Source organism: Rhizobium sp. CF080 (assembly GCF_000282095.2).
In the GTDB taxonomy this organism is placed as follows: Bacteria; Pseudomonadota; Alphaproteobacteria; order Rhizobiales; family Rhizobiaceae; genus Neorhizobium.
Window position 1 is genome coordinate 1,125,686 of record NZ_AKKC02000004.1, and the last position, 11,817, is coordinate 1,137,502.

9 protein-coding genes and 1 pseudogene are annotated in these 11,817 nt (G+C 62.7%); 9 read left to right on the forward strand and 1 reads right to left on the reverse strand.

Features of this window, described 5'->3' with window-relative positions; genetic code table 11:
- Positions 1 to 89: 89 nt before the first annotated feature.
- From PMI07_RS12265 to PMI07_RS12290, 7 genes and pseudogenes are all read left to right on the forward strand, one after another.
- Entirely contained in the window at positions 90 to 1,406 is a 1,317-nt protein-coding gene (locus tag PMI07_RS12265) for a hydroxymethylglutaryl-CoA reductase, degradative (RefSeq protein WP_007754158.1), read from the forward strand.
- Between the two features lie 124 nt (positions 1,407 to 1,530).
- Complete coding sequence (locus PMI07_RS12270; RefSeq protein ID WP_007754160.1) at positions 1,531 to 2,772, forward strand: CoA transferase; 1,242 nt, start codon at positions 1,531 to 1,533, stop codon at positions 2,770 to 2,772.
- A complete protein-coding gene (locus tag PMI07_RS12275) occupies positions 2,772 to 3,530 on the forward strand; it encodes an enoyl-CoA hydratase/isomerase family protein (RefSeq protein WP_007754161.1) in 759 nt (252 codons plus the stop codon). Before PMI07_RS12270 ends, PMI07_RS12275 begins: the two co-directional genes overlap by 1 nt.
- Positions 3,530 to 4,399 (forward strand): hydroxymethylglutaryl-CoA lyase, encoded by an 870-nt coding sequence (locus tag PMI07_RS12280; protein WP_007754162.1) that lies wholly within the window; start codon positions 3,530 to 3,532, stop codon positions 4,397 to 4,399. Before PMI07_RS12275 ends, PMI07_RS12280 begins: the two co-directional genes overlap by 1 nt.
- A 35-nt stretch (positions 4,400 to 4,434) precedes the next feature.
- Complete coding sequence (locus PMI07_RS12285) at positions 4,435 to 5,667, forward strand: ABC transporter substrate-binding protein (protein WP_007754163.1); 1,233 nt, start codon at positions 4,435 to 4,437, stop codon at positions 5,665 to 5,667.
- A gap of 71 nt (positions 5,668 to 5,738) precedes the next feature.
- Positions 5,739 to 6,030: pseudogene (locus tag PMI07_RS35605) on the forward strand (ATP-binding cassette domain-containing protein); the annotation flags it as partial.
- 15 nt (positions 6,031 to 6,045) lie between these two features.
- A complete protein-coding gene (locus PMI07_RS12290; protein WP_007754164.1) occupies positions 6,046 to 7,068 on the forward strand; it encodes a helix-turn-helix transcriptional regulator in 1,023 nt (340 codons plus the stop codon).
- 12 nt (positions 7,069 to 7,080) lie between these two features.
- Here the strand turns inward: PMI07_RS12290 and PMI07_RS33555 are convergent, their stop codons facing one another.
- Entirely contained in the window at positions 7,081 to 9,054 is a 1,974-nt protein-coding gene (locus PMI07_RS33555) for a pyridoxamine 5'-phosphate oxidase family protein (protein WP_024163766.1), read from the reverse strand.
- 195 nt (positions 9,055 to 9,249) lie between these two features.
- Here PMI07_RS33555 and PMI07_RS12300 point away from each other — a divergent pair, with 195 nt between their 5' ends.
- Both PMI07_RS12300 and PMI07_RS12305 read left to right on the forward strand, forming a co-directional pair.
- Positions 9,250 to 10,839: an ABC transporter substrate-binding protein gene (locus tag PMI07_RS12300; protein ID WP_007758428.1), complete on the forward strand. Its 1,590-nt coding sequence runs from the start codon at positions 9,250 to 9,252 to the stop codon at positions 10,837 to 10,839.
- A gap of 1 nt (position 10,840) precedes the next feature.
- The gene (locus tag PMI07_RS12305; RefSeq protein ID WP_007758427.1) at positions 10,841 to 11,815 is read left to right on the forward strand and encodes an ABC transporter permease; all 975 of its coding nucleotides are present in this window, start codon (positions 10,841 to 10,843) and stop codon (positions 11,813 to 11,815) included.
- Positions 11,816 to 11,817 lie beyond the last annotated feature (2 nt).

An 11,817-nucleotide genomic window follows, 5' to 3' on the forward strand; every position in this document is an offset into this window, starting at 1 on the left:
TTTAGTGACAATTTCTATAATCTGTACCTGTTCAACAGTATCAAAATTGCCGATCGTTGCGCAATAGAAAGAATTCATGGGAGGCGGCATTGGCCGGAATTCAGAATGACGGAGCACGCTCCGTCAATTCTCGTCTTGAAAATCTGCGCAACCTGGCGCCGGCGGAGCGCTTGGCCCGCGTGGCGGAGGCAACAGCGCTCGGCGATGCCGACCGGCATGCCTTCGAACGTGGCGGACTGCCGATTGCGCTCGCCAACGGCATGATTGAAAACGTGATCGGCACGTTCGAGCTGCCTATCGGCATCGCCACCAATTTCACCGTCAATGGCAAGGACTACCTCGTGCCCATGGCGGTCGAGGAGCCCTCGGTCGTGGCGGCGGCCTCCTACATGGCGCGGCTTGCCAGGGCCGGTGGTGGCTTCGTAACGTCCAGCACCGGGCCTGTCATGCGGGCCCAGATCCAGGTCCTCAATGTGACCGACCCGCATGGCGCGAGAGCCCGTATCCTGCGCGAGCGTGAAGCCATCGTCGCTGCGGCCAATGCCAGGGACAAGGTGCTCATCTCGCTGGGTGGCGGTTGCCGCGATGTCGAGGTGCACGTGTTCGACGACACCCCGATCGGGCCGATGCTTGCGGCGCATCTGATCGTCGATGTTCGTGACGCCATGGGCGCCAATACGGTCAATACCATGGCCGAGACCGTGGCTCCGATGATCGAAAAGATCTCGGGGGGCGTCGTTCGCCTGCGCATCCTCTCCAACTTCGCCGATCTTCGCCTGGCGCGTGCCATGGTGCGGCTCTCGCCCGACGTGCTCAAGACCCAAGAATATAACGGCGAGCGCATCGCCCGCGGCATCGTCGAGGCCTGCGCCTTCGCGATCGTCGATCCGTACCGGGCCGCCACACACAACAAGGGCATCATGAACGGCATCGACCCCGTGGTCGTCGCCACCGGCAATGACTGGCGCGCTGTCGAAGCTGGCGCCCATGCCTGGGCGGCGCGCAGCGGCCGCTATACCTCGCTGACCAAGTGGGAGATCGACAACAGCGGCCATCTGGTCGGCACGCTGGAATTGCCGATGGCGCTCGGTCTCGTCGGCGGCGCGACCAAGACGCATCCTGCCGCGCAGGCGGCCCTGCGCATCCTGGGTGTCACCTCGGCGCAGGAATTGGCCGAAGTCACGACCGCGGTGGGCCTGGCGCAGAACATGGCGGCGCTCAGGGCGCTTGCGACCGAGGGCATCCAGCGCGGCCACATGGCGCTGCATGCCCGCAACATCGCGATTGTCGCCGGCGCGGTGGGCGACGAGATCGAAAAGGTCGCCGCGTCGCTCGCAGCCAATCATGACGTGCGCGTCGACCGGGCGAAGGAATTGCTCGAGGTCATGCGCGCTGAGAACGCTTAGGCCCGGCGAGCGGGACGACGGGTAACGGCGTGTTCCATATAGTGGGACGGGTAGCTTTTCATCTGCCGGATTTGCTGCTTTATCAAAGAGATAACGCAATGAATCCAAATTCTGGGAGAAGCAGATGGTTGATTTGAACGAATTCAGCGACTGGCCGGCCCGCCGGCCCGGCCCGCTTTCGGGTGTAACCGTCCTCGACATCACGCGCGTGGTCGCCGGCCCGTTTTGTTCGATGCTGATGGCCGATCTCGGCGCGACCGTCATCAAGGTCGAGCATCCGGACGAACCGGACTACGCACGCACCTTTCCGCCCTTCGTCAGTTCGGAGCAGGAGCAACTGAGCGCTTTTTTCACCCAGTTCAACCGCAACAAACTCGGCGTCACGCTGAACCTCAAGTCGCCCGAGGGCAAGGAACTGCTGCTCAAGCTGGTCGCCAAGGTCGATATCCTGGTCGAGAATTTCCGCCCCGGCACGATGGACAGGCTGGGCCTCGGGTTCGACGTGCTGAATGCCATCAATCCAAGGCTTGTCTATACCGCAATCAGCGGTTACGGCCGCACCGGCCCGAATGCATCCAAACCCGCCTATGACAATACCGGGCAGGCCGCCGGCGGGCTCTGGTCGATGAACGGCTATCCGGACCGGCCGCCGGTGCGCGTCGGCACCATCATCGGCGATCTCGCCGCCTCGCTTTACGGCGCAATAGGCGCGATCGCTGCGTTGCGCGAGGCCGAACGCACGGGCAGGGGCCAGGTGGTCGACGTCTCGCAGCAGGATTCTGTCCTGACGCTCACCGAAAATGCCGTGGTGCGCTACACGACCGAGAAGGAGGTTGCTTCGCCGCTCGGTAACGACCATCCCTTCGTCCGGCCCTATGGCCAGTTCCCGTGCAAGGACGGCTACGTCTTCTTCGGCGGTTATACCGACAAGTTCTGGGCGATCACCTGCGCCATGTTCGGCGAGCCCGAAATGGCCACCGATCCGGCCATAGACACGATGGAGAAGCGCTTCGACCCGGTCGTCGCCGACACCCGGGTCAAGCCGCTGCTCGAACGGTGGTTCTCCGCCTATACCAAGGCGGAGCTGGAGGCGATGGCGGGCGACAAGGTGCCGCTCAGCGCCATCAAGACAATCGCCGAAGTGGTGGAAGATCCGCATATCGCCGCCCGCAACATGATCGTCAACGTGCCGATCGCCGGCAAGCTGATCGGCATGTTCGGCATGCCGATCAAGCTCTCGGGCCACGAGGAAGCTCCGAACGAGAAGGCGCCCGGACCCGGCGAACACAATGCGCTCGTCTTCGAAAAGCTCGCCGGCATCGGCGCCAACGAGCTCGAAAGGCTCAAGACTGCGGGAGCGATCTGATGGCGATCGATTACAGCAAGGCCGGCACCGTCGCTACCATCCGCATCAACCGGCCGGAAAAGCTCAATGCGCTGACGCTCGTCATGTATGATGACCTCGGCCGCGCCTTCGCCGAGGCCGGCCGCGACGACGGCGTGCATGTGGTGGTGTTGACTGGCGCCGGCGAACGCGCCTTTTGCGTCGGCGCTGACCTGACCGAGTCCATCCCGGCGCTTGCCGAAGGCCGCTTCGATATTTCCCACTGGGATCCGGCCCATCTGAAGATCGAGGGTTTCTACAAGCCGGTCATCAGCGCCATCCGCGGTCTCTGCCTCGGCGGCGGCTTCGAGATCATGCTGGCGACCGACATCCGTATCGCTGCGCACGACGCGCAGTTCCAGCTGCCGGAGGCCAGCCACGGCTTCGTGCCGGCCGGTGGCACGCTGGTGCGGCTGGTGCGCCAGATCGGTTACGCGCATGCCATGGAGATCATGCTGACGGCCGGGCGCTTCACCGCGGCCGACATGCAGGCCCGCGGCGTGGTCAATCGCCTCGTCGACGCCGACGAGGTCGAGCCGGCGGCGCTCGAGCTCGCCGGCCGCATCGCGAAGCTCAGCACCAGCGCGGTGCAGACGATCAAGGAGGCGGCGCTGACGCTGCAGCACCTGCCGCTCGCCGAAGCCTTCCATCGCGAGGCCGCTCTCGGCCAGCGCACGTTCGCCAGCGACGACGCCCGGCGCGGCCTTGCCGCCTTCGCCAATCGAGCGAGCCGGACGTAATGGCCGGGATCACCCCCGATGTGACCATAGTCGAGGTCGGCCCGCGTGACGGGCTGCAAAACGAGAAGCGGATCGTGCCGACCGAGGAGAAGCTGGCGCTGATTTCGCTCCTGTGCGCGGCCAACCTGCCGCGACTGGAGATCACCGCCTTCGTTTCCCCGAAGTGGGTGCCGCAGATGGCCGACCACGAGGCGATCCTGCGCGAGACGCCGCCGGCCGACGGATTGATCCGCTCGGTGCTCGTCCCGAATGAACGTGGCGCGCTGTCGGCGCTGGCCATCGGCGTCGAGGAACTGGCTGTCTTTACAAGTGCTTCGGAGACATTTGCGCATAAGAACATTAACTGCACGATCACCGAGAGCATCGAGCGCTTCACGCCCGTCGCCGCGCTTGCCAGACGCTGCGGCGTACGCCTACGCGGCTACGTCTCCTGTGCCGTCGAATGCCCCTATGAAGGCCCGGTTGCGCCGCGAGCCGTGGCGGATGTCGCGGGTGCGCTTGCGGAACTCGGCTGCATCGAGATTTCACTGGCCGACACGATCGGCCGCGCCACGCCTGCCGGCGTCGACGCCATGCTCTCGTCCGTCAACGGCAGGCTGCCGCCCGGACGGCTGGCCTGCCATTTCCATGACACGTTCGGTCATGCGCTCGACAATGTCGATGTGGCGCTTGGATACGGCATTCGCGTCTTCGACAGCGCGATCGGTGGCCTTGGCGGCTGCCCCTATGCACCGGGTGCGGCCGGAAACCTCAGTACTCTGCCGCTCGTGATGCATCTTGAGAGCAGGGGCTTCTCGACCGGCACGGATATCGCAACCCTGCAGCAGGCGGAGGAGTTTGCGGCCGGTCTGCGTGGGAAACAGCCCTAGGACCATTTTCCGGCACAACACCATGGGAGGACAGCATGCGCATGAAGCAAAAAAGGACATTGATAGGCAGCGTGATTTTTCTGACGGGGCTCGTCGCAGCCTCTGCAGCTATCGCACAGGAGAAGAAGATAAGTGATGGTGTCGTCCGCATCGGCCTTATCGAAGATATGAGCGGGGTCTATGCCGACATTACGGGACCGGGCGCCGTCACAGCCGCGAAAATGGCTGTCGAGGAATTTGGCGAAACCGTTCTTGGAATGCCGATCGAGATCGTATCGGCCGACCATCAGAACAAGGCCGATATCGGCGGCGCAATCGCCCGTAAATGGTTCGACGAGGAAAAGGTCGATGCCATTCTCGACGTCGCCTCGTCATCTCCTGCTCTGGCGGCGCTGGAAGTTGCCAAACAAAAGCAGAAGCTGATCGTCTTGAGCTCGCCGGGTTCGCTGCGCATCACCAACGACGCCTGCGGTCCCTATGTGATCCACTGGGCCTACGATACCTATGCGATCGCCCACACGACCGGACAGGCATTGGTCGATCAGGGGTTCAAGAGCTGGTATTTCGTCACTGCGGACTATGCCTTCGGTCATGGGCTGGAAAAAGAGACGGGCGACGTGATCAAGGAACGTGGTGGCCAGGCGCTGGGAAGCACGCGCCTACCGGTTGGAACAACCGACTTCGCGTCTGCGCTGCTGACCGCACAGGGCTCGGGAGCCAAGGTGGTCGCGCTCGCCAATGCCGGCGCCGATACCATCAATTCGGTAAAGCAAGCGGCGCAATTCGGACTCACCCAGGCAGGCCAGAAACTCGCGACCCTTGGCGGTTTCATCAACGACGTGCATGGCCTCGGGCTCAACGAAGCCCAGGGACTTACGATCGTCGAAGCCAGCTACTGGGATCTGAACGACAGGACGCGCGCGTGGTCGAAGCGCTTTTTCGACCAGCGCAAGGCGATGCCGAACATGCTCCAGACCGGTGTCTATTCGTCCGTTCTCCATTATCTCAAAGCCGTCAAGGAGGCCGGCACCGACGACACCGGGCAGGTCATGGCGAAGATGAGGGAACTGCCCGTCAACGACGTCTTCTATCGGAACGGTTCGATCCGCGAAGACGGCCGGATGATGCACGACATGTACCTGTTCGAAGTCAAGAAGCCGGCCGAGTCGAAGGCGCCCTGGGATTATTACAAGCTGCTGGCCACTATCTCCGGGGACAAGGCATTTCAGCCGCTCTCGAAGTCGGAATGCCCGTTGGTGAAGAAATAGGATGTGGGAGGGCGGGCTCCAGGGCTCGCCCCCGATATTGGAGCCCTGGTCGACGTCAGGCAGGTACAACTATGCAGTCAACCGATCTTACCGCGACAGCAAAACAGGAAGAGCCGCGGGTGGTATTGTCCGCCCGCGTCCTCTCGAAGAGCTTCGCGCCTTCATGGCGGTGAGACAAGTTGTTCTCGACGTCCGTCACGCGCGCGTCCATGCGCAGATCGGCCCGAACGGGCCGGCAAGACGGCTGTCTTCAACCTGCTGACAAAATTCCTGCAGCCGACGGCGGGCTCGATCACGCTTCTGGGCATGGACATCACCAGAACGCAGCCGGACAGGATCCCGCGGATGGGGCTTTTCCGCGCCGTATGAGGGATATGGATGAGCAAAGACACGACAAAGGCGTTGACGGCGGAGCTTCAAACGGGATTAAAATCGCAGCAGCCTACGGTATGCTGTCATACAAAGTCTGTGGCGTTGTTCAAAAAGGCATATGCATCGCATCCCAGGCCGCAGGCGCAACGCGAAGCGAACTCGTCGGTGGATATTGACAGTGGTCCAGACGCAATGGTGGCGGTGGAAGAGATGAAGCAATCGGCGGTATTCTCACCGAGTGACGCGGCGCGCGCAAACCTGAACAGCCTTAGCGAACTGCACCGTTCAGCGGATCCGATTGTCGCGCACGAGGCCTATTATCCAGCCAACATGCAGGGCAGAATGCACAGCCACGCCCGGGCCCAATTGATTTGCGCGACGACATCGGCAGTGGATGTCGCAGTGGGAGATCGGCGATGGACGCTGCAGCCGGGACATGCCGCTTGGTTGCCGGGCGGTCTCGGCCACAGCATTTCGGGCTTGGCGGCGCCGTCCGTCTTTCGCTCGCTTTATATCCGGCCGGATCTCGCTGGGAATCTGGGCGGGCAGCCGTCCGTCGTCCACCTCTCTCCCTTGCTGCGGGAACTTTTGCTGCGGCTGATCGAGATCTACAACGGCGATGGGGACCGAGGGGCCTATCCATATCTGACGGGGCTTACCCTTCACGAGATTGCGCGGGCCGAACCAAGGCCGGAGATTGCGGCACCCTTTCTTCCGACACCGCGAGACCGCCGCCTGAAACTCATATGCGATGCCCTGATGGAACAGCCCGCGGATCGGCGGACCCTTGAAGAATGGGGCAGGGCGGCCGGCGCCAGCACGCGCACGCTCGAGCGCCTGTTTCGGGAAGAGACAGGAATGAGCTTCAACGCCTGGCGGCAGACCTGCAGAATCGCGGCGGCGATTCCCAGGATTCAGCGGGGCAACCCGATCCAGTTGGTGGCGTGGGAAGTGGGGTATGACAGCCCGAGCGCCTTTGCTGCGATTTTTCGCCGTGTGGTGGGTATCAACCCCACAGGCATGCATTAGGGGCGTTGAGACTCAACAGCCGATCACCATGTCGGTTTTCGGCACCGCTTGGCACAGCAGCACCTGCCCCTCGGCCAGGACCGGTAATTCGCCGATCGGATAATCCGCGGATCCGCTGACCAGCTTCTGGATGCAGGACTGGCAGTCGCCGTTCCGGCAGGAATACTGCACCTTGATGTCGTTGCTGAGCGCGAGGTCGAGCAGTGATCCGTTGGACGGTTTCCAGGTCAGTTCCCTGCGCGATTGTGCGAAGGTGATCTTCCGCTCGGGGCGGCCGGCGAGCTTGTCCGCCAGGCCTGCGCCTGACGACCCGAACGCCTCGAAGTGGATGTTTCCGGTATCGGCTCCGAGCGCCATCAACCCTTCCCGAAGGGAACTCATGAACTCGTCCGGCCCGCAGATATAAAAATCCGCCTCGCGTGCCGGCACGAGCCTGTCGAGCAAGGCGGCATCGATCCGCCCCCGATGATCGCCCGGTTCATCATCGACTGAGCGGGAATAGGCGGAAAACAACCGCACGCGCCCACCGGAGCGGTCCGCAAGCTGCCGGGCCTCGTCGGCGAACAGATGGTAGTCCGCGTCGCGGGCCGCGTGAACGAACCAGACGTCTCGCTCGACACACTCTGCCACGATCGTTTCCAGCATCGGCAGAAGCGGTGTTATGCCGACGCCGGCGCTGATGAGGACGACCGGCCGCTGCGGCGGGCTGTCGAACACGAAGCGTCCTGCCGGCACGCCGACATGGATCTCGTCCCCTGCCACCAGAGTGTGAAGAAGACCCGACAGGCCGTCGTCGCTGATCTTTCGCACGGCAATGCGGATAGCCCGCTCGCCTGGCCGGCCCGATACCGAGTAATTGCGCCGCCTCGGCGGCTGGCAGGTATCTTGCGGCACGGCAACGGTCACGTATTGGCCGGGAAGGATTGGGCCGATCGCGGCGGAATCACGAGGCTGCAGGACGAATGACTTCACCTCGGGATTTTCCTGGCGAGTCTCGGTTATCGTAAAACGGCGCAAGCCCGTCCAAGCGGTGAGGCGAGGCTCAGCCCAGATTTGCGAGCGGGTGAGGGCAGCCGAACAGTGGAAGAAGATCTCGTCGGGCGCGATGTCGATCGCGCGAAGCTCGTCAGCCTCGCGCGCCGGTGACCGGTAGGGTCCGTTCATCCGCAAGGCTTCCAGGCGCCCGGGCACGGTAGCGATCACCGCGCATTCGCCCGTGCTGCGGACGCCGGCTGCTTCCGCCGGCAGCCTGAGGCGGAAGGACTGCCGGTTGGCGGTCCGGTCCGGAACGAGCGGTCCGTCGCCGACGAGATCGAGGCGGATCCCGCCTCCGGCCGTCTCGGAGGCAAGCACGATGAAGGACGCCTCATCGATAAAGGCCAGGCCGCCCGACCCGATCGCGTCATAGACCTTGGTCTGCACAAGCTCGCTCGGCCTGCCGTAGATTTCCCGGATCCCGGCCTCTGCCAGCCGGGCTTCCTCCACCGGCGGCTTCGGCACCGGCGGGCGGCCTGATTCCTTGTGCAAGGCCTTGTCGGAATGATAGTAGCCCATCATGTCGAGCGGCGGCTTGCGCTCGCTCGGATCAAGCCAGAAGCCGGCCCGCGCGAAGGCTTCGCTCTCTACGAATTCGATCGTATGCGGTGTCAGCACGATGGCGCTCATCGGCCGGTTCTGGTCGGCGGGGAATATCGATATGTCCTCCTCGCGCGTCGAGACCTGGGCACACGCCTGGATTCTCAAAAACCGGTTGGCGCCGCGACTGAGCAGAATGAGCGCCACCTCGGGGTTGCCGAGCAGGTTGCCGATCGTATCCAGGCGACGATTGCCCATATAGTCTGGAAGAAGCAGGCGACCTTGATCGTCAGGCCACAGCACGGAAGGCTGTCCGCCGCGGGGCGATACGTCGAGCGTTCCTTCCAGGCTTCGTGATGCGATGAACAGAAGTGTGGCACGTTCGATGAAGTCGCGGGCGCCCGCATCCATAGCCTGTCTCCGGCTTATTATGTTGTCCGACGCATTCTATCCGTCGCCTTCACGGGGGAGGAATCTTTGACGGCCGCAAACCCGACAGATGCCGCGCCGAACACGACACGCATCTTGTTTGGATTATGGGGTGGTTGTTATGCGTTGTTCCAATGGCCAATAAGGCTTTGGCGACGCCAAAAGGGGAACTGAACCATGAAAAGACGCGGCTTTAACAAGATGCTGCTGGGGGCCGGTGTCGCTCTGCCGGCCTTGAACCTTTTTCGCGACGGGGTCGCCTATGCCCAGGGCCCGTCCGGTGGGCTGACAGCGATCATCAATCCCGAGCCGCCGGTCTTGGTGCTTCCCCTCAACCAGCAGATTCCAACCGGCACGATCGGTGGCAAGATCTACGAGAGCCTTCTCGACTACGACTTCGACCTCAAGCCGCGGCCACAGCTGGCCGAGAGCTGGGAGATATCCGAGGACGGGCTGACCTACACGTTCCACCTCGTCAAGAACGCCAAATGGCACGACGGCAAGCCGTTCACCTCCGCCGACGTGGTCTTCTCCTGCAACGTCATGCTGAAGGAAGTGCATCCGCGCGCTCGCGGCGTCTTCGAGCGCTGCGAAAGCATCACCGCGCCCGACGACTATACCGTTGTGTTCAAACTGAAGTCTCCGTTCGGGCCATTCCTGCTTGCTTTCGAGACCAGTTCGGCGCCGATGGCTCCCAAGCACATTTACGAGGGCACCGACTACCGCAAGAATCCGACCAACGACACCCCGATCGGCACCGGGCCATTCAAGCTCAAGGAATGGCAACGCGGCAGCTACATCCATCTGGTCGCCAACGAGGACTACTATCTCAAGGGCCAGCCGGCCCTGACGGAAATCTTCTACAAGATCATCCCGGACGGCGCCTCGCGTTCCGTGGCCATGGAAAGCGGTGAAGCGCAGCTTTCCCAGTTCGCCGACATCGAGCCCTTCGACGTGCCGCGCCTGGCGTCCATGCCCAATCTCAAGATGACCACCAAGGGCTACGAATTCTTCAGCCCGGTGCTCTGGTACGAGATGAACCTGCGCAAGAAGCCCTTCGACGATCTCCGCTTCCGCAAGGCGGTGCGGCACCTGCTCGACCCGAAGTTTATCGTCGAACGGATCAATTTCGGTCTAGGCAAGCCCGCCACGGGGCCGATCGCCTCGACGACGCGGTTCTACGATCCCAACGTCACCATCTACAAGACCGACGTGGCGGCCGCGACGGCGCTTCTGGACGAAATGGGTCTCAAGCCGGGCGCCAACGGCGTGCGCGCCACGATCCGCTTCCTGGTGGTGCCGTTCGGCGAGATGTGGACCAGGCTTGGTGAATACTTCCGGCAGGCCTTGAAGCAAGGCGGCATCGAAGTTGTCCTCGACACGACCGATCCTGCCGGCTTCGCCGAGAAGGTTTCGAACTGGGATTTTGAAACGACGTCGAACATGCTCTACCAGAACGGCGATCCGGCGCTCGGCGTGGCCCGCAGCTACATCAGCTCCAACATCCGCAAGGGTGTCATGTTCACCAATACGGAAGGCTATTCGAACCCCGAGGTCGACGATCTCTTCGCTCGCGCGGCCGTGCTGACATCGGACAAGGAGCGGGCCGCGCTATACAGCAAGGTCCAGAAGATCCTCGTCGACGATCTGCCGGTGCTATGGATGACGGAACAGCAGTTCCCGACCATCCATGATGCCCGCCTGGAAAATCTGATCGATAGCGCGATCGGCGTGAACGGGACCTTCGGACGGACGCGCTGGGCCTGACATGTCTTTGCGTGCCATACTCTCTCGCCTGGCGGGGATCGTCATCACGATCTTCGTCATCGCGACGATCAATTTCGTACTGGTGCGGGCCGCACCAGGCGATCCGGCAGCCGTGATCGCCGGCCAGTCCGGGGCTACAGACGAAAAATTCCTGCAGCAGGTGCGCGCCGAATACGGGCTGGACAAACCCTACCTCGTGCAGCTCGGCGCCTATCTCGGTAAGGTCGCGACCCTGGATCTGGGTTATTCCTATCGCCTGCGCCGGCCGGTCAAGGACCTGATCGGCGAGCGGCTCGGGCCGACGCTTCTGCTGACGCTTTCAGCGTTCACGCTGTCCTTGTTGGGCGGAGTGGTTTTCGGCACGCTGGCCGGCATCCGGCATGGCAAATGGTCCGACCTCGCCATATCGCTGGTGGCGCTGGTTCTCTATGCGACACCCGTTTTCTGGCTCGGGTTGATGCTGGTTCTGCTTTTCTCGATCCAGCTCGAATGGCTGCCTGCCTTCGGTTATGTTGATATGAGGGCAGGGCGGCTTGGGACTATGGCCTACGCGCTGGATGTCCTGAAACATCTCTGCCTGCCGGCGGTGACTCTCGGGGCGATCTATATGGCCGTGTACGCCCGCCTCATGCGGTCTTCGCTGATCGAGGTGGCGGCAGAGGACTATATCAAGACCGCCCGTGCGAAGGGCCTGAAGGAAGGAGCGGTCGTGCGCGGGCATATGCTGCGCAACGCTTCGCTGCCCGTCATCACCTTTGCCGGGCTTCAGGTCGGCGCCATGATCGGCGGTGCGGTTGTCGTGGAGACGGTCTTCTCCTGGCCGGGCCTCGGCAGGCTTACCTTTGATGCCGTTACCAGCCGCGACTATCCGGTTCTGCTCGGCCTCTTCCTCGTCATGTCGATCCTGGTGATCTGCGTGAACCTTCTTACCGACCTGATCCACCGTCTGGTCGATCCTCGTCTTGCGGTCAGATGACA

Bases quoted from the DNA above. Each gene is read 5' to 3' on its own strand.
- PMI07_RS33555 (WP_024163766.1), bottom strand. From the start codon at position 9,054: ATGGATGCGGGCGCCCGCGACTTCATCGAACGTGCCACACTTCTGTTC.
- PMI07_RS12285 (WP_007754163.1), top strand. From the start codon at position 4,435: ATGCGCATGAAGCAAAAAAGGACATTGATAGGCAGCGTGATTTTTCTG.
- PMI07_RS12305 (WP_007758427.1), top strand. From the start codon at position 10,841: ATGTCTTTGCGTGCCATACTCTCTCGCCTGGCGGGGATCGTCATCACG.
- PMI07_RS12270 (WP_007754160.1), top strand. From the start codon at position 1,531: ATGGTTGATTTGAACGAATTCAGCGACTGGCCGGCCCGCCGGCCCGGC.
- PMI07_RS12275 (WP_007754161.1), top strand. From the start codon at position 2,772: ATGGCGATCGATTACAGCAAGGCCGGCACCGTCGCTACCATCCGCATC.
- PMI07_RS12300 (WP_007758428.1), top strand. From the start codon at position 9,250: ATGAAAAGACGCGGCTTTAACAAGATGCTGCTGGGGGCCGGTGTCGCT.
- PMI07_RS12290 (WP_007754164.1), top strand. From the start codon at position 6,046: ATGAGCAAAGACACGACAAAGGCGTTGACGGCGGAGCTTCAAACGGGA.
- PMI07_RS12280 (WP_007754162.1), top strand. From the start codon at position 3,530: ATGGCCGGGATCACCCCCGATGTGACCATAGTCGAGGTCGGCCCGCGT.